The sequence below is a fragment of the Aquihabitans sp. G128 genome, from assembly GCF_019048865.1.
Classification (GTDB): domain Bacteria; phylum Actinomycetota; class Acidimicrobiia; order Acidimicrobiales; family Iamiaceae; genus Aquihabitans.
Genome location: NZ_CP077604.1, coordinates 4,410,464 through 4,428,321 on the forward strand (window position 1 = coordinate 4,410,464; position 17,858 = coordinate 4,428,321).

General features: G+C 73.9%; 13 protein-coding genes and 1 pseudogene. 7 read left to right on the forward strand and 7 right to left on the reverse strand.

The genetic code is table 11. The features are described from left to right. Positions 1–18 precede the first annotated feature (18 nt). The 3 genes and pseudogenes from KSP35_RS21150 to KSP35_RS26255 all read left to right on the forward strand — a co-directional run. Positions 19–1,317, forward strand: a complete 1,299-nt coding sequence (locus KSP35_RS21150) for an acyltransferase (RefSeq protein WP_216997749.1) — start codon at positions 19–21, stop codon at positions 1,315–1,317. 133 nt (positions 1,318–1,450) lie between these two features. After that, positions 1,451–2,416 carry a hypothetical protein gene (locus KSP35_RS21155; RefSeq protein ID WP_216997750.1) on the forward strand — a complete coding sequence of 322 codons (966 nt, stop codon included), beginning with the start codon at positions 1,451–1,453 and terminating at the stop codon, positions 2,414–2,416. 89 nt (positions 2,417–2,505) lie between these two features. Continuing rightward, positions 2,506–3,877: pseudogene (locus tag KSP35_RS26255) on the forward strand (wax ester/triacylglycerol synthase family O-acyltransferase); the annotation flags it as partial. A gap of 152 nt (positions 3,878–4,029) precedes the next feature. Here the strand turns inward: KSP35_RS26255 and KSP35_RS21165 are convergent. Together KSP35_RS21165 and KSP35_RS21170 are read right to left on the reverse strand one after the other, a co-directional pair. Beyond that, positions 4,030–5,262: an acyl-CoA dehydrogenase family protein gene (locus KSP35_RS21165; protein ID WP_216997751.1), complete on the reverse strand. Its 1,233-nt coding sequence runs from the start codon at positions 5,260–5,262 to the stop codon at positions 4,030–4,032. A 107-nt stretch (positions 5,263–5,369) separates the two neighbouring features. Then, positions 5,370–6,287, reverse strand: coding sequence for a hypothetical protein (locus KSP35_RS21170; protein WP_216997752.1), 918 nt, complete (start codon positions 6,285–6,287; stop codon positions 5,370–5,372). A 122-nt stretch (positions 6,288–6,409) separates the two neighbouring features. Between KSP35_RS21170 and KSP35_RS21175 the strand changes: the two genes are divergently transcribed. Both KSP35_RS21175 and KSP35_RS21180 read left to right on the forward strand, forming a co-directional pair. Beyond that, positions 6,410–9,871, forward strand: a complete 3,462-nt coding sequence (locus KSP35_RS21175; RefSeq protein WP_216997753.1) for a LuxR C-terminal-related transcriptional regulator — start codon at positions 6,410–6,412, stop codon at positions 9,869–9,871. 146 nt (positions 9,872–10,017) lie between these two features. After that, on the forward strand, positions 10,018–10,542 hold the full coding sequence (locus tag KSP35_RS21180; protein ID WP_216997754.1) for a hypothetical protein: 525 nt from the start codon (positions 10,018–10,020) through the stop codon (positions 10,540–10,542). A gap of 107 nt (positions 10,543–10,649) precedes the next feature. Here the strand turns inward: KSP35_RS21180 and KSP35_RS21185 are convergent, their stop codons facing one another. Both KSP35_RS21185 and leuA read right to left on the reverse strand, forming a co-directional pair. Then, entirely contained in the window at positions 10,650–11,909 is a 1,260-nt protein-coding gene (locus KSP35_RS21185) for a hypothetical protein (RefSeq protein ID WP_216997755.1), read from the reverse strand. Between the two features lie 86 nt (positions 11,910–11,995). After that, complete coding sequence (leuA, locus tag KSP35_RS21190) at positions 11,996–13,681, reverse strand: 2-isopropylmalate synthase (protein WP_254126868.1); 1,686 nt, start codon at positions 13,679–13,681, stop codon at positions 11,996–11,998. Between the two features lie 302 nt (positions 13,682–13,983). Between leuA and KSP35_RS21195 the strand changes: the two genes are divergently transcribed. Continuing rightward, positions 13,984–14,700: a nitroreductase family protein gene (locus KSP35_RS21195; protein WP_216997757.1), complete on the forward strand. Its 717-nt coding sequence runs from the start codon at positions 13,984–13,986 to the stop codon at positions 14,698–14,700. On the opposite strand, the gene KSP35_RS21200 is transcribed toward KSP35_RS21195, so the two are convergent. The 3 genes from KSP35_RS21200 to KSP35_RS21210 are packed head-to-tail and all read right to left on the reverse strand — an operon-like array spanning position 14,697 to position 16,875. Then, positions 14,697–15,080 (reverse strand): hypothetical protein, encoded by a 384-nt coding sequence (locus KSP35_RS21200; protein WP_216997758.1) that lies wholly within the window; start codon positions 15,078–15,080, stop codon positions 14,697–14,699. The two genes, KSP35_RS21195 and KSP35_RS21200, sit on opposite strands and share 4 nt — an antisense overlap. Further along, complete coding sequence (locus KSP35_RS21205) at positions 15,077–15,673, reverse strand: hypothetical protein (protein WP_216997759.1); 597 nt, start codon at positions 15,671–15,673, stop codon at positions 15,077–15,079. The genes KSP35_RS21200 and KSP35_RS21205 overlap by 4 nt, the downstream gene beginning before the upstream one ends. A 14-nt stretch (positions 15,674–15,687) precedes the next feature. Beyond that, entirely contained in the window at positions 15,688–16,875 is a 1,188-nt protein-coding gene (locus tag KSP35_RS21210) for an amidohydrolase family protein (RefSeq protein WP_216997760.1), read from the reverse strand. A 128-nt stretch (positions 16,876–17,003) separates the two neighbouring features. Here KSP35_RS21210 and KSP35_RS21215 point away from each other — a divergent pair, with 128 nt between their 5' ends. Beyond that, complete coding sequence (locus KSP35_RS21215) at positions 17,004–17,852, forward strand: transglutaminase family protein (RefSeq protein ID WP_254126869.1); 849 nt, start codon at positions 17,004–17,006, stop codon at positions 17,850–17,852. The last annotated feature ends 6 nt before the right edge of the window (positions 17,853–17,858 follow it).

Below are 17,858 nucleotides of genomic sequence, written 5' to 3' on the forward strand. Positions count from 1 at the left end.
CCATGCCACACTCGCGCCGTGACCTCGATCGCCGCCGATGCGGCCACGATCGCGCCGGAGCCGGCCGCCAAGCCCCGGGTCACCTTCCCCTGCTTCGAGGGCCTCCGGGCGCTGGCCGCGGTGATGGTGGTGGTCCACCACGCGTCGAGCCTGGCCGGACCGGCCCACACCCCGAGTGCGATCCGCATCCCCGCCGAGGTCATGGACTCCGGCGTCGCCGTCTTCTTCGTCCTCTCGGGCTTCCTGATCTACCGCCCGTTCGCCGCCGCCCACCGCGACGGCCGCGCCCAGCCGCCCACGCTCGCCTTCTGGTGGCGCCGCCTGCTGCGCCTCGTGCCCGCCTACTGGCTGGCGCTCACCTCCTTCTGGTTCCTCGGCAGCTTCGACCTGGGCCGCGACTGGTGGCGCTACTACCTCTTCCTGCAGATCTACTCCCGCACCACGGTGCTCGGCGGCCTCGTCCAGGCCTGGAGCCTCTGCACCGAGGTCACCTTCTACCTGGTCATCCCGCTGTGGGCGTACCTCGTCGGCAAGCTGGTCCGCAGCCCCAAGCGGGCCACCGTCGTCGACCTCGCCGGCTGCGCCCTGCTCTACGTCGCCGGCTTCGCCGCTCGGGCGATCGTCTCGAACCGCAACCCCACCTGGCGGGGCCTGGCGTTCCAGTGGCTGCCCACCAACACCGACCTGTTCGCCGTCGGCATGGTGGTCGCCGTCGTCTCGGTGGCGGCGGGCGAGAGCGACCGCCTCCGCGCCACCATGGACCGCCTCGCCCAGCCCGCCCTGGCCTGGTGGGCCGCCGCCATCGCCCTGTTCGCCTGGTACGCCTGGCGCGCCGGCCCGGCCGTCGGTGAGCAGCTGAACGACCCCAACGGGGCCTACCGGGGCTTCTTCTGGCAGCAGCGCCAGTTCACCCTCGGCCTGCTCTCGCTGCTGATCCTCCTGCCCGCCGCCTTCGGGGACCAGGACCGCGACCCGGTCCGCCGCGTCCTGCGCTGGCGGCCCGTCGCCTGGGTCGGCGCCGTCTCCTACGGCCTCTACCTCTGGCACTTCGACTGGATGAAGCGGGTCCTGCCCCACGCCGGCAACCCCCTCACCGGCGACGGTGGTTGGCCCGGATGGTTCGCGCTGCCCGCCGGCAGCAACGGCTTCCTCGCTCTGCTCGCCATCGGCCTCGGCGCCGGCCTCCTCTTCGCCGCCGCCAGCTGGGACCTCCTCGAGCGTCCGCTGCTGCGCTTCAAGGGCGTGGTGGGCGCCAAGGCCCCCGGCGCCGTCCCGCCCGTCCCGGTCCCACCCGCCCCGGACCCGCCGCCCACCTGAACGGGGTCCACGAGCGCGGCGCGATCGAGGTCGGCAGACTGGCCCGGTGACCCAAGGACGAGCGATCGTGATCGGTGCCACCGGCCAGATCGGACGGGCCACCGTCGACGCCCTGGCCGCCGCCGACTGAGCCGTGACCGCGGTGCACCGCGGCACCCTGGCCGAGCCGCCACCGACCTGGGCCGAGCACGGCGTCACCGAACGCCGGGTCGACCGAGCCAGCGACGACCTCGACGGCCTGCTCGCCGAGGGCGCCGACCTGGTGGTCGACGCCATCGCCTACGACGAGGCCGACGCCCGCCGCCTCCTCGCCCACGCCGACGACCTCGGCCACCTCGTCGTCATCTCGTCGGCCTCGGTCTACGCCGACGCCCGGGGCCGCACGCTCGACGAGGCCACCGGCGTCGACGACTTCCCCGACTTCGTCGGCCCCATCCCCGAGACCGCCGCCACCATCGCGCCGGGCCCCGCCAGCTACAGCACCAGGAAGCGCCTGCTGGAGGACGAGCTGCTGGGCCAGGACGCCGTGCCGGTCACGGTGCTGCGGCCCTGCGCCATCCACGGCCCCGGCTCCACCAGCCCCCGGGAGCTCTGGCCCCTGCTGCGGGCCCGGTCCAAGCGGCCGAGCCTCCCGCTCGCCTTCGGCGGCGAGAGCACGTTCCACACCACCAGCGCCACCAACCTGGCCGAGCTGATCCGCACGGTGGCCGAGCAGCCCGGCACCCGCACGCTCAACCACGGCGACCCGTTCCCCCACACCGTCGCCGAGATCGCCCAGGTCGTGGCGGCCACCGTCGGCCACACCTTCGAGCTGGTCCCGTTCGACGGCCCGTCGCCGGGCGAGGGCGTCGGCGACAGCCCCTGGGCCGTGCCCAAGCCGTTCACCGTGGCCATGGACGCCGCCACCGCGCTGGGCTACCGGCCGGTCACCAGCTACGCCGCCGCGGCGGTCGACACGTGCCGCTGGCTCGAGGAGCAGCTCGACGCCGTCGACCGGTGGGAGGACGCCTTCCCGAAGCTCCCGCAGTCCTACGGGCCGCACTTCTTCGCCGCCGACGCCGAGGACGCCTGGCTGGCCGAGCACCACCCGCACACCTGAGCCGGCGAAGGCGCACGCGCCGCACCCGGACCCTCGGTACGATCCGCACCGCTCCGCACCCGGGGCGGCGAACGGTGAAGAGGAACCCCATGGCACTGGTGTCACCCCCCGATGCGGCCTTCCTGCTCTCGGAGTCCCGGGCCACGCCGATGCACGTGGGCGGCCTCCAGGTCTTCGAGCTGCCCGAGGGCGTCGGCCCCGACTGGCTCCGCGAGCAGTACGAGCGCATGCTCACCCACGACGACGTCTCGCCGCTGTTCCGCAAGCGCCCCTACCGGTCGCTGCGCACCGGTGGCCAGTGGGCGTGGCGCGACGACGAGCAGCTCGACCTCGAGTACCACGTCCGCCACTCGGCGCTGCCCGAGCCCGGCCGGGTCCGCGAGCTGCTCGCCCTCGGCTCGCGCATGCACGGCTCGCTGCTCGACCGCCAGCGCCCGCTCTGGGAGCTGGTGCTGATCGAGGGCCTGGAGGGCAACCGCTTCGCGGTCTACACCAAGGTGCACCACGCCATGGTCGACGGGGTGGCCGCCCTGCGGCTGCTCGAGCGGTCGCTGACCACCGATCCCAACGCCGAGGTCGACCCGCCGTGGGAGTACCGGCCCCGCCGCCGCGAGGCCGAGGACGGCACCGCCCACAACCCCGTCGACACCGCGGTGGAGACCGCGCTCGAGGTGGTGCGGGGCGGCCTCGACCTGGTGTCGCTGGCCCCCAGCCTCCTGCGGTCGGCCCGCCTGGCCATGGACGAGGAGCTGGCGGCGTTCCCGTTCAAGGCCCCGCCCACCATGCTCAACGTGCACATCACCGGGGCCCGCCGCTTCGCCGCCCAGAGCTGGAGCTTCAGCCGGGTCCGGGCCGCGGCCAAGGCCGCCGGCGCCACGGTCAACGACCTCGTGCTGGCCATGTGCTCGGGCGCCCTGCGCCGCTACCTCCTCGAGCACGACGGCCTGCCGGAGGAGTCGCTCACCGCCATGGTCCCGGTGTCGCTCCGCCTGGACGACAGCGACGCCGGCAACGCCGTCGGCGCGGTGCTCACCTCGCTGGCCACCAACGCCGAGGACCCGGGCCAGCGCCTTGCGCAGATCCGCGAGTCCATGGGCATCGCCAAGGACTCGCTGCGCGGCCTGACCCCGCTCCAGATGCTGGCCGTGAGCGCCGCCAACATGGCGCCGTCGCCCATCGTCTCGATGCTCGGCGGCGGCGAGGGCTGGCGGCCCCCGTTCAACATCACCATCTCGAACGTGCCGGGCCCCCGCGAGCCGCTCTACCTGAACGGCGCCCGCCTGCAGGGCGTGTACCCGATGTCGATCCCGTACCACGGGCAGGCGCTCAACATCACGATCACCAGCTACGTGGACCACCTCGAAGTTCGGCCTCACCGGCTGCCGCCGTCGGGTCCCGCACCTCCAGCGCCTGCTGGTCCACCTCGAGGAGTCCCTGGCCGAGCTGGAGCGGGCCGTCGGCACCGGCGGCGACGCCCACCCCCAGCTCATCGACGCCGCCATCACCGCGGCCGACCCCAAGGGCACCGTCGCCGAGTCCGGCGGTCGCACGGTCGCTCGCAAGGCCGCGCCCCGCAAGCGAGCCCCCGCCAAGAAGGCGGCCCGCAAGGCGCCCTAGATCGGCAGGTCGCCGGTGGCGGTGCGGGTGGAGCCGTGGTCGCGGTACGCAGCGATGGTGCGCTGGGCGATGCGCATCTGGTGGACCTCGTCGGCGCCGTCGGCGAAGCGGGCCCAGCGGGCGTGCTGGTACATGTGGGCCAGCGGGGTGTCGGTGCTGTAGCCGAGGGCGCCGTGGACCTGGATCGAGCGGTCGATCACCCGGCCCAGCATGTTGGCCACGAAGTGCTTGGCCATCGACACCTCGCTCTTGAAGTCGAGGCCGTTGTCGATCCGGTAGGCGGCGTGCAGCACCATGAGCTTGGCCTGGTACAGCTCCATGGTGGAGTCGGCGATCATCCACTGGATGCCCTGCTTCTCGGCCAGCAGGGAGCCGTGGGCGAACCGGTTGAGCGAGCGGTCGACCATCATGTCGAGCGCGGTCTCGGCCTGGGCGATCCAGCGCATGCAGTGCGCCAGGCGGGCCGGGCCCAGCCGGCTCTGGCCCAGCAGGTGGCCCTCGCCGCGCCCGCCGAGCATCTGGCTGTTCGCCACCCGCAGGTCCTCGATGACGATCTCGGAGTGGCCGCTGCCGCCGTGCATGGTCTCCACCTCGCGCACCCGGTTCCAGCCCTCCGACGGGATGTCGACGATGAACGCGGTGTTGGCCGCCTGGGGCAGGTCGGGCGAGTCCTCGGTGCGGCAGATGAGGATGGCGAACTTCGCTCGCTGGGCGTTGGAGATGAACCACTTGTGGCCGTTGATCACCCACTCGTCGCCGTCCTGGACGGCGGTGGTCTGGATGAGCGTGGGGTCAGATCCCGCCACCTCGGGCTCGGTCATGGCGAAGCAGCTCATGGCCGTGCCCTCGCACAGCGGCCGGAGGTACCGCTCCTTCTGCTCGTCGGTGGCCCACTTCAGCAGCGTGTGCATGTTGCCCTCGTCGGGCGCCATGCAGTTGAAGACGAAGGGGCCGTAGTAGGCCTTGGCCGCCTCGGCCTGGACCATGGCCAGCTCCACGTGGCCCAGGCCCATGCCGCCCCACTCCTCGGGCATGTGGGGGAGCCAGATGCCGGCCTCCTGCGCCTTGGTGCGCATGCCGATCAGCTTGACGAGGTACTCGTGGCGGTCGTCGAGGTGGTCGGGGTCGGTGAGCTCGGCCTCGGTGGGCTTGATCACCTCGTCGACGAACGTCCGGATGCGCAGGCGCAGGGCGTCGAGCTCGGGCGTGAGGGTGAAGTCGATGGTCACGGCGCCGCATCGTAATGCGAGCGCATTAGCTGTCAAGGCGGACCAGGGGGGCCCGCCGATCGCCCGAACGCAGGCAGGAGGGCGCGGGAGCGGTCGGGAACCCACCCCTAAGGTTCCGCGTCGGGCGAGGTCAGGAGGGCATGCGCATGAAGCAACAGATCCTCCCGTCGCTGCCGCCTGCGGTGGGGCGCGGTGCCGAGTTCGCGGCGATCGTCGACCTGCTCCACGGGGCGTCGCGCGCTCGGCCCACCTGCGTGGTGGTCGAAGGCCCGCGTGGTGCCGGTCGGACCCGCTTCCTCGCGGCGGTGGCCGAGCGGCTGGCCGCCCTCGGCGTCGCCGCGCTCGTGGTGGACGACCTCCACCGCCCGGGCGCCGCCGATCCGAGCGGCCTGGCCGACCCGGCGGCGCTCGACCCGGCCATCGGCAGCGTGGTGGTCTCGCTGCCGTCGGGCGCGCCGCACCCGGCGGCGCTCCACCGCCTGGCCGACGCCGGTTGGGACCTGCGGCGGCTGGTCCTGCCCCCGCTGGCGGTGGGCGACGTGGCCCTGCGCCTCGGCCGCGACCGGGCCGACGCCCAGGTGGAGGCGGTCCACCGGGCCTCGGGCGGCAACCCGGCGGTCCTCGCCGCCCACGGCGCGCCGAACGGGGTGGCGCCCTCGGGCGAGGGCCGCGCCGCCCTCGCCGCGCTGGCCCGGACCTGGCGGGCCGACCTCGCCGCCTCCGCCGACCCCCGGGTCGCGCTGGTCTGGCGGGCCGCAGCGGTCGCCGGGCCCCGGTTCGACCTGGAGGTGGCGGCCGCCGCCGCCGAGCTCGACCTCGCCGCCACCGCCCGGGCGCTCGACGTGCTCGTGGCCGCCGGCCACGTCGTCCCCGCCGACGGCGTGCCCCGGTTCGCCCACGCCCAGCCGGTGCTGGCCGAGGTCCTGCTCGACGACGTCGACCCGGCCTGGCGGCGGGCGGCGCACGCCCGCGTGGCGGAGGTGCTGGCCGCGGCCCACGCCTCGGGCCCGGTCCTCGTGCGCCACCTCGTGGGGCGGAGCGAGGCGGGAGACGAGGGCGCCATCCGCGAGGTGCAGGCTCAGCTCGACGCCCTCGGCGAGCCGGACGGCACCCGCGCCCGGGCCGGCTCCCCCTCCTGCGGGGCCTGGTGGCGCTGCTCCCGCCGACGGACGGCCGGTGGGCGGGTGCGCAGCGGGCGCTGGCTGTGGCCTGCGCCGCCGACGGCGACCTGTTCGGGTGGCGGGCCACCATGGCCGGCCTGGAGGCGGCCGGGCTCGCCGCTCCCGCCGAGGTGGCGGCGCTGGCCGAGGTCGAGCTGCTCAGCGGTGACCTCGAGGGCACCCAAGCCCGGTTGGCCGGGGCCCTCGCCGTCGCCCGTGAGCCCGGCGCACGGGCGTTGCTGCTCGCAACGCAGACCGCGTGCGCGCTCTACCTCGGCCGCACGTTCGACGAGGCCCGGGACACCGCCGAGGAAGCGATCGGTGCCCTCGACGCCGACGCACCGGTCGGGGTGCGCGTGGCCGTCGCCGGCGCAGCGGCGTGGGCGGCCGCCATGGCCGGCGCCAAGGACCAGGGCGAGGTGCTGGCCGAGGCGCTGGCGCGCTTCGACGCCGCCACCGACGACGAGCTGGCCACCGCCGTGCTCGGCGCCCACCTCGTGGCCCAGGCCGCCCTGTCCGGCCAGCAGCTGGAGCGGGCCGAGCGGGTGGCCCTGCGCCTCCGGTCCATCGCCGGGACCAGCGGCCAGGCCCACCTGCTGGCCTACCTCGACATCACCGTGGCCCGCAGCCACCTGTTCCAGGGCCGGCTCGACGAGGCGTCGTCGCGGTTGACGTCGGTCATCGAGCGGCTCCGCCTCGGCGACGGCGGCCTGCACCTGGCCTTCGCCCGCGCCACGCTGGCCTACGTCGACGCCCTGCAGGGCGACCACGACGCCGCTCGGCGGGCGGTGGCCGAGGTGTTCGCCCTGCTGCTGGAGGAGCGAGGCTCGCTGCTGCGGAGCGGATCGCTGATCTTCGCGGCCCACACCCTGGCCAACGTCGGGGCCACGGCGCGCGCCGCCGACGCGATGCTCGAGGGCGGTGGCGGGCCGGGCCTCCAGCAGCTGCCGGCGGTCGACCGGGCCTACGGCTACGAGATCCTGGCGGCCGCCGCCGTCGAGGCCGGCGAGCTGGGTCTGGCCCGGCGCTGGGTCGACGCCGCCCAGGCGTCGGCGTCGGGCCTCATGTCCACCGCGGCGGCCGAGCGGGCCGCCGCTGCGCTGGCCGTCGCCGAGGGCGACCACCGCAGCGCCCAGCAGGCCGCCCGCCGCGCCCGAGACGCGTCGGAGACCGCCGGCGGCCGGTTGGAGGAGGCGCGGGCCCGCCTGCTCGAGGGCCTGGCCCGCTCGGCCGGCGGTGAGCGGGACCCCGCCGTGGTCGAGCTGCTGTGGGTGCACCGGACCTGCGCCGAGCTGGGGGCCTCGACGGTGGGTGCGGTGGCCAGCCGCCAGCTGCGTCGCCTCGGCCGGCGAGCACCGGCCGCCGTCGACGGCAGGGGCCTGAGCGACCGGGAGGCCGAGGTCGGCGCGCTCATCGCATCGGGCTTGACCAACCGGGAGATCGCCGCCTCGCTGTTCATCAGCGAGCGCACCGTCGAGTCCCATGCCGCCAAGGTGCTGGCCAAGCTGGGCGTGCGGACCCGCTCGGCGGTCGCCGCCGTGCTCGCCGGGGGCCCGGTGCTCGACCTCGACGAGCCCGTCGCGGCCGTGCCGGAGCCGGCCGCCGTGCTGCAGCCGCTCGCGCTCGACGGGCCGTCCGGCGACGAAGCGACGGTGGCCACCACGCTGGTGCGCCGCCGCGCCGCCATGGCCCAGCGGGTCGAAGCCGACGGACCGACCGACGCGATCGCCGCGGAGCGGGCCGCGGTGGCGGGCGCGGGCGACCCCGAGGCCGTGGCGGCGACGGCCGCCGCAGCCCGCCGGGCCGAGGAACGGGGCGCGGCGCACGAGGCGGCGGGGTGGTGGGAGGTGGCGGCCGGCCTGCTGGCCGACGCCACCCCCGACCGTCGTGCCGAGGTCCTGGCGGCGTGGGCCGACGCCCTCGAGCGGGCGGGAGCCGCCGCTGAGGCCCAGCGCGTGGTCGACGAGCTCGTCGAGCTCGTCCCGAGCGGGGACGACCTCGGCGCCACCCGGGCCCGGGAGCGGGCCGACCGGCTGGCCCACCAGCGCGGCACGCCCTTGGCCGCGGCCGAGACCGTCGGGGCCCGGGCCCGTCGGCGGCGCGCCTTCCTCGACCCCGCGCCGCTCCCGGCGCTCGACGCCGACGACCGTGTCGCCCTCGATCGCCCCGACGGCCTCGACCCGCTCAGCCGGTGCTTCGTGGCCCTCACCGCCCGCCGCGTCGAGGGACGGAGCCCGGTCGCCCACCCGTCGCTCGACCCGGTCCTGGCCGAGCTCGGCCTCGTCCCGGGGTCGAGCGCCGCCACGGGCCCGACCTCCTCCGACGGGCTCGACCTCGGGGAGCGGGCCGAGGCCCTGGCGCTGGCGGCTTGGTGGGGCTTCCTCGAGGGACGGGCCGAGGTCACCGATGCCGCGCTGCGCGCCCTGCTGGGCGGGGACCTCCCGCCGGAGGCGGCGCCCTGGGCGCTGCCGGCCCGGCTGACCCGGGTGCTGCACCTGGTCTGCACCGGCCTGGTGCCGGTGGCGGCGACCGAGGCATCGTCGCTGCTGGCCGAGGCCCGCACCGCCACCGACCCGCTGCCCCGCCTGCTCGGCGTGGCCGGTGCGTGCATGGTGGCGGGCGTGGTCGACGACCTCGGGCCGGCGGGGGCCCTGGCCGACGAGGTGGAGCTGCTCGCCGAGGCGGTGGCGCCGTCGCCGTGGCGGGCCTGGGCGCTGGCCCAGGCGGCCAGCGGGCACGTCGTGGCCGGCCGGTTCGACCGAGCCATCCAGGCGCTCGTCGCCGGCGCCGGCGGGCCCCGGCTCCCGCTGCTCATGGGCCCGGACCGGTCCTACGCCTTCGAGCTGCTCGTGCACGCCCACCTGGCGGGCGGGGATCGGGCCGGCGCCGTCGCCGCCGCGACCTGCGCCGACGAGGTCTGCACCGACCTGGGCTCCGTCCACGACCGCCGCCGCCGGAGCGCCATCGCACTGGACGCCGGCGACCACGCCGCCGTGCTCGCCCTGCTGGCCCCCTTCGAGGCCGACGCCGCCGCCACCCCGCTCGACCAGATCATGACCGGGCGCCTGCTGGCCTCGGCCCGGGCCCAGACCGGCGACCTCGAGGGTGCCGGCGACGAGCTGGCCCGGGTGGAGCGCCTCGCCTACGCGATGGGTGCGGACTACGAGGGCTCCCGCATGGCCCGGGAGCTGCGCACGCTCGGCCGTCGACCGCACCGCCCGGCCCAGCCCGATCGGCGCGTGCCGGGGCTGACCTCCCGCCAGACCCAGGTGGCCCACCTGGTGGCGGCGGGCCGGACGAACCGGGAGATCGCCGGGGTCCTCTCGCTGTCGGAGAAGACGGTGGAGGGCCACGTGTCGAGCATCCTCCAGCGCCTCGACGTGCGGTCCCGGGTGGCCGTCGGCGCCGCCGTGCGGGCCGCCGAGCCGCACCCCGACGATCTGCGCTGAGCCGCCTGCGGCTCAGCGATCTGCGTGGTTCCGTGGTTCCCCCCCTTTCCCGAGGCAGGGCCCGGCCCGCACGATGCAGCGAGGCGGGGGCGCGGCCGCGCCCCGGCCTCCGCCTCCCCGGAGGCACGAGCCCAAACGGAGCACCCATGAACCCCACGTCCCGTCGCCTCGGCGCCATCGTCCTGTCCGCCTCGCTGCTGTTCGCGGCCGCCGCGTGCAGCTCCGACTCCTCGGACGGCGCCGACAAGCCCACGACCACCGCGGCCAAGGCCACCGACGACACCACCGCGACCGACGACACCACGGCGACCACGGCCGGCGGCGGCGAGGCCGATGCCGGCACCTGCGTCGAGGACAGCAACGAGCTCTCCGGCAGCTCGACGGTGGTCTGGAAGGACGGCGACCCCGTGGCCGACAAGACGATGACCTTCACCGACGACGGCTCGCTCGACCCGGGCAACCTCGACGTGGCCGTCGGCGAGCAGTTCTTCGTGGCCAGCCCGGCCGGTTCGGACCTGCGCTCGGTCAAGATCGGCTGCGCCGGCGGCCAGACGGTCCCCGGGGGCATCACCGCCGGCTTCGTGATCAACGCCGCCGGCACGTACACGATCACCGACGAGGCCGCCGACGGCTACGCCGGCGCCGACGTCGGCACGGTCACCGTCAAGTAGCCGGCGGTCACCCTTCGTCGGGCCCCACTCCCCCGTGGGCTCGGCCGGGGCCGGTCGGCGACCCGAGTCGCCGACCGGCCACCACCACCCCAGGTGGACGCAGACGGCTACCGGACGATCTTGACCTCTTCGTAGTCGCTGGGGTTGAGCCCGAGCTCGCGCAGCTGGGCGTCGCCGAAGTTGATGTCGCCGCCGGCGTACTCGCCGGTGGTGGGGTTCAGCCAGTAGCGGTCGTAGCTGTTGTCCACCTGGTAGGTGGTCCCGCTGCTGGTGGCGACGGTGTTCTCGTCGTTGATGTAGTTCAGGAAGCCCCGCTGGGTGGCGTCGCCGGCCTCCATGCGGTCGTAGAAGCCGGCCACGCTGGCATCGTTGGCCGACTCGATCGCCGCCATCCGCTCCTGGTGGCGCTGGGCGCTGCTCTGGATGGCGGCCATGTTGGCCTGGTGCTGCGAGGTCATGGCGGCGGTGTTGGCGTCGATCTGGGCCAGCACCTGCTGGTGGCGGGCGTTCTGCTGGGCCGTCCACTCCGGGTTGGTCTGCTCGGTCTGGGTCATGGCGGCGAGCATCGGGCGGTAGGTGGCCACGTCGCCGGTGGTCGAGAGCCCGAGGACGCTGGCGGACCAGAAGTCGCCGGAGTCCATGGTCGTGCCCACGATGAGGGCGTTGACCGTCGTGCCGTCCTCGTCCTCGTAGCTGAAGTGCAGGTTCACGATGGCGATGCCGGGGGCGGCGAGGCCCCGATCGGCGAAGGCCTGGGCCAGGCCCGCCTCGGCGTCGGCGTCGGTCTCCACCGAGCCCAGCTGGAAGCCGGGCAGCTTCCCGAACTTCTGCTGCACGTACGCCGGCATGTACTCCGGCGCCGGCGAGTAGCTCTTGAGCTCCATGAAGTCGAGCTTGTTGCAGAAGTCGACGGTGACCGGGTTGGCCGTCGCCGGGTTCCAGTAGCTCGGGATCTTCGGGTCGCCGATGAACAGGACGGTCTTGCCGTCGGGGCTCACGGAGTTGATGACCTCGTGGGTCACCTGGCCCTCCACCGAGGAGTACACGAGGTTGTTCCACCCGTTGGGCACGCCGATCGAGAACGCGTTGTGGACCGGGTCCGACACCGTCACCAGGTCCTCGGTGGGGCCGGACTCGGCCTCGGGCTCGTCGGGGATGACGTCGCCCCGGCCCTCGTCGGGATCGGTGGTGGTGGTCGCCGCCGGCGCCTTGCCGGTGCTCGGTGCGTCGGTCGTCTTGGTGGCGGCCGTCGTGGTGGTGGCCTTGGCGGCGTCGTCGTCGCCGGTCCCGGTGGCTCCGCAGCCGGCGAGGAAGCCGGCGAGGGCGAGGGTGGTCAGGGCGGCACGGAGCCCGAGGTGTCGTCGCATCCGGGCGACGGTACGGACGTGCCGCGAACGGGCCGCGAACGACCCCCGGCTTCACCCGGCCGGGGGTCGCCCGTTCGAGCCGGTGCTCAGCCCTCGGCGTGGGCCCGGCTGGCGGCGGAGAGCACGGCCCGCAGCGACGCCGTGATGATGTTCTCGTGGGTGCCGATGCCCCAGCGGGTGGTGCCCTCGCCGTCGACGGTCTCGACGTAGGCCACGGCCTTGGCGTCGGCCCCGGCGCCCAGCGAGTGCTCGGAGTAGTCGACCACGTCGACCTGCACGCCGAGGCCGGTGCGCACGGCGTCGACGAAGGCGGCGATGGGGCCGTTGCCCGAGCCGGTGATGGTGGCGGCCTCGCCGCCGGCGAGGACCTGGGCGGTGATGGTGGCGTTGCCGTCGGCGTCGGTGGCCAGCTCGTTCGAGCGCAGCTCGAAGTGCGGCGACTCCGGCAGGTAGGTCACCGAGAAGGTGTCCCACATGGCGCCGGGGGTGATCTCGGTGCCGGTGTCCTCGGCAATGGTCTGGATGGTGCGGGAGAACTCGATCTGCAGCCGGCGGGGGAGGGCGAAGCCGTGCTCGGCCTCCATGATGTAGGCCACCCCGCCCTTGCCGGACTGGCTGTTGACCCGGATGACCGCCTCGTAGGTGCGGCCCACGTGGGCGGGGTCGATGGGCAGGTAGGGCACGGCCCACTGCTCGTAGTCGTGGCCCCGGCCGGCGGCCTCGGACTCGGCGTACAGGGCGGCGAAGCCCTTCTTGATGGCGTCCTGGTGCGAGCCGGAGAACGCCGTGTAGACGAGGTCGCCGGCGTAGGGGTGCCGCTCGTGGACCGGCAGCCGGTTGCAGTACTCGGCGGTGCGGCGGATGGCGTCGATGTCGCTGAAGTCGATGGTGGGGTCGACGCCCTGGGCGAACAGGTTCATGCCCAGCGTCACCAGGTCGACGTTGCCGGTGCGCTCGCCGTTGCCGAACAGGCAGCCCTCGACCCGGTCGGCGCCGGCCAGCACGCCCAGCTCGGCGGCGGCCACGGCGCAGCCCCGGTCGTTGTGGGGGTGCAGCGAGAGGGTGATGGCCTCGCGGTTGCGGACCGTGCGCAGGAACCACTCGATGGTGTCGGCGTACAGGTTCGGCGTGTACATCTCGACGGTGGCCGGCAGGTTCATGATCAGCTTGCGGTCGACCGTGGGCTCGATGACCTCGGCCACCGCGTCGCAGATCTCCACCGCGTACGACAGCTCGGTCCCGGTGTAGCTCTCGGGCGAGTACTCGTAGCGCACGAAGGTCTCGGGGATCTCCTCTTCGAGCTTGCGGCACAGCTTGGCGGCGTTCACCGCGATCTCGGTGATGCCGTCCTTGTCGAGCCCGAAGACCACCTTGCGCTGCAGGGTGGAGGTCGAGTTGTAGAAGTGGACGATGGCCTCGCGGCTGCCACGGATGCTCTCGTAGGTGCGGCGGATGAGGTCCTCGCGGCACTGGGTCAGCACCTGGATGGTGACGTCCTCGGGGACCAGGTCCTCCTCGATCAGCTGGCGCACGAAGTCGAAGTCGGTCTGGCTGGCCGACGGGAAGCCCACCTCGATCTCCTTGTAGCCCATGGCCACCAGGGTCTGGAACATCTTCAGCTTGCGGGTGGGGTCCATGGGGTCGATCAGGGCCTGGTTGCCGTCGCGCAGGTCGACCGCGCACCACTGCGGGGCGACGGTGAGGCGGTTGTCGGGCCAGGTGCGATCACGAAGGTCGAGCGGCACGTACGGGGCGTACTTCTCGAACGGCATCGTCTTCGGGTTCGCAGGCTGCGGAGGCATCGTGCTCTCGGCTCTCTGATCGGTGTTCGTGGACTTCGGTGTTCGGTGTTCGGTGTCGGGATGGCGTCGGGACCGGGAACGGCCCCCGAAAACGACAGAAGCCCCGAGCCGGATGGCTGGGGGCTTCGGGCACGTGCCGCAGGCGCGGCGGGTCACGTGCCTACGTAAGCAGAAGGAGGTGGGTCGCGGCGCGCATCGGGTTCCACCCAACACCACGTGGCGCAGACCTGTCAACCCGGGAGCGGTCGGTGCCGCACCCCTAGGGTGCCCGGATGGGTGACGAGGGATCGACCGAACCGTTCGTGGCGCCGGAGCCGGCCGAGGCGCTGGCCCGCCTGGGCATGCCGATGGACGAGGCCATGCGCACCCAGCGCGCCGTGCGCCGCTTGCACCTCGAGCCGGTGAGCCACGAGGTGCTGCTGCCGCTGCTGGAGCTCTCGCTCAAGGCGCCCACCAGCTCCAACACCCAGGACTGGATGTACCTCGTGGTCGAGGACCCGGCGCAGAAGGCCGAGCTGGCCAAGCTGTACCGGCGGCTCTACCGGTTGTTCAACCCGATCGTGCAGCGCCAGGCCGAGAAGGCCGGCGACGAGGCGCAGCTCCGAGGCATGCGCCCCGGCCAGTGGCAGGCCGAGCACTTCGAGGAGCTCCCCGTCTTCGTCATCCCCTGCTACACCCGCAACCTCAAGCACAGCCCGGTGGGACGCCCGCAGATCAAGGTGGCGTCGTTCTACGGCTCGGTCTTCCCGGCCGTGCAGAACCTGCTGCTCGGCTGCCGGGCCGTGGGGCTGGGCGCCTCGCTGCAGACGCTGCCCATCTGGAACGTGCCCAGGGCCCGCAGGATCCTGGGCCTGCCCCGGTCGATCAACCCGGTGTGCGTGATCCCCATCGGCTGGGCCAAGGGCAACTACGGCCCCACCACCCGGCGGCCCATCGGCGAGGTCGTGCACCTCGACCGCTACGGCAACCAGCCGTTCCTCGAGCGCTAGGCCTGGGCCAGGCGGCGGCGTCGTCGGGCCCGCCGTCGGACCAGCCCGAGCGCCACCAGCACGCCGGCCGCCGCGGTGTGCAGCGCCCACAGGGCGAGGAACGACGGCGCCCAGCCCTGGTCGATGGCGTCGCCGTCGGGGCTCACGCAGTAGACGGTGAAGTCGGTGCTGGTGCCGTCGCTGGTCTGCTGGGTGTCCTGCACCACCACCGCCTCGGGGTGGGCGTCGTCGCAGCGCAGCTCGGCCACGTAGCGGGCCTCGCCCGGCCAGATGAGGGTGAACAGCAGGGTGAAGAGGGCCATGGAGCCCACCAGCACCACCAGCGCCCCCACGATCGTGACCGCCCGGGCCTTCGGGCCGAACGCCTGCAGCCCGCTCACGACCGCCTCGCGTCGAGCAGCTTGCCGTCGGCGTCGAAGGTGGCCGTGCCGGCGGACCGAGCCGAGGACGCCTCGACCGACACCCGCACGCCCTCGGTCCCGCGTCGGACCGTGATGCGCCGGACGAGGGCGTCCTCGATGCCGAGCTTGCCCAAGGCCACGCGGACCACCCCGCCCATCGAGGACAGGACCGGCACCTCCTGCACCCGGAAGGTGTCTCGCTCCACCGACGTGCTGCCCGTGACCAGGATCGGTTGCGGGTCCTCCAGCGTGGCGTCGTGGAACGCGTAGGTGTCGAGCTTCGAGGGGTCCCGCGGGTCGACCACCTCCATGGTCACGGTGCGGCTGCCGCCGTCGACGTGGACGGACCGCATCGACGGGTTGTCGGTGCCGAGGCGCTCGCCCACCGCGTCGAGCGCCCGCGTGACCAGCAGGCCGGAGACGCCGCCGCTGCGCTCGGCCATGGCGCGCGTGAAGTCCTCGCGCGCCGTCGCGCCGATGCAGCCGCTGAGCAGCGTGGTCCCGAGGGCCAGCGCGACCAGGCAGGTGACGGCCGCCGACCACCGAGTTCCCCGCTCGCCCTGCCCGCGCACGGCGCCAAGCTAACTCAGGCGGGCTGGAGCTCGTTCAGGGCGGCGACGTTGTCGGCGAGGATCAGCCGCTGCTGCGGCTCGGGGAGGTGCAGGACCTCCGAGACGTAGTCGAGCGGCTGGGGGAGCGCCTCGATGTGGGGCCAGTCGCTGCCGAAGATCACGCGGTCGACGCCCACCGCGTCGATCACGTCGTCGACCTTGTCCTCCCAGAACGGGTTCATCCAGACGTGGCGGCGGAAGGTCTCGACCGGGTCCTCCGGGAACCAGCCGTTCATCTTGCGGCCGAGCACCTGGAGGCGGTCGAACATGCCGGGCAGGAACTTCGAGCCGTTCTCCACCGAGGCCACCCGCAGGTTCGGGAAGCGGTGGAAGAGGTTGTCGCAGATCAGCGACGACAGCCAGTCTTCGATGGCCCGCTCCATCTGCATCATGCGGATGGGCTGGGGCACGCCGCCGAAGTCGGTGGTGAAGCCGTCGGTGGCGTAGCCGTGCGAGGTGTAGCCGCTGTCGCCGGCGTGGACCACGACGGTGATGCCGGCCTCGTTGACCCGGGCCCAGAACGGGTCGAAGCGGGCGTTGCCCGGCGCGAAGGGCCCGTCGACGGTGGTGGCGGCGGCCGGGCGGGTGACGATGGTGCGGGCGCCGCGCTCGATGGCCCACTCGAGCTCCGAGCAGGCCCAGTCGAGGTCGACCAGCGTGAAGTACGGCGCGGCGAAGATGCGGTCCTGGTAGGCGAAGCCCCAGTCCTCCTCGAGCCAGCGGTTGAAGGCGGTGAAGAGGAGCATGACGGCGCCCGGGTCGTGCTTGAGGGCGTCCTCGTAGATCATGCCGAGGGTGGGGAACAGCCAGACCTTGTCCAGGCCGTGCTGGTCCATGGTGGCCAGGCGGGCGTCGCGGTCGCGGTACTCGGCACGGATGGGCTCGTGGCGGCTCAGCAGCTCGAGGGGGTCCTCGTTGTTCGGGTTGCCGCGGAAGTAGTCGGCCAGCACGCCGGGGAAGGCCACCGGGTCGAAGGTGGCGTTCTTGACGCCACGGAAGACCTTGCCGCCCAGCACCGGATAGGTGCGCCGGCCCATGACGGCCCAGTCGAACACCCGGGCCTTGTGCTTCGGGTCGAGGTGCCGGCTGAACGCATCGAGCGCCTCGTAGTAGTGGTTGTCGGCGTCGAACGGCCGGTAGCCGAGCGGGGCGGGATCGGTCATGGCGGGGCTCCTCGAGCAGGACGTCCGGGCGACCGGCCCAGGGTAGAACGTGTTCTCGTCCGGCGCCCATCCACCCCATGGGCCCTTCACCGGAACGGGTGACGGCCTCGCGCCTGCGAGCATGGCGCATGGCCGAGCTCCTCACCACCGATCGCAGCGTGGCGTGCTGGCTCACCTTCGAGATGAGCGACGACACCGCCGTCGCCTTGCAGGTGGCCGTCGCCCCCGGCTCCGGCGACCTGCGCTCCGAGGCGCTGACGCTCACCCTCGACGGCGAGCCGATCGAGCCGGTGGCCGAGCTGCAAGGGGCCGGCGGGGCCCGCATCCACGTCGTCGAGTCCGGCGCCGGCACGCTGCGGCTCACCTACGAGGCCACCGTCGGCCCGCCGCCACCGGCTCCGGCGCCCGGGCCGGAGGGCGGGACGCTCACCATCGACGCGGAGGCGCTCACCGCCCTGCACCAGAGCGCCTACTGCCGGTCGGACCTGCTCGCCGGCTTCGCCGCCGCCGAGCTGGGCGCCCACCGCGGCGAGCCCGACCTCCCGCAGCGGGTGGCCGACTGGGTCTTCGAGCGCCTGGCCTACGCCCCGGGCTCCAGCGGCCCGCTCGACAGCTCCGTCGAGACGCTGCTCACCAACACCGGCGTCTGCCGCGACTTCGCCCACCTCACCATCACCCTCCTTCGCGCCCTGGGCGTGCCGGCCCGCCTCGCCGCCGTCTACGCACCGGGCCTCACGCCCATGGACTTCCACGCCGTGGTCGAGGCCCGCACCACCACCGGCTGGGAGGTCGTCGACGCCACCCGCCTCGCCCCCCGCTCCTCGCTGGTCCGCATCACCACCGGCCGCGACGCCGCCGACACGGCCTTCGCCACCACCTTGCGCGGCAACGCCGAGCTGGTGGCCCAGTCGGTCTTCGCCATCGTCGACGGCGACCTCCCGGCCGACGACCACGTCGAGAAGCAGTACCTGGCCTAGCGAGCG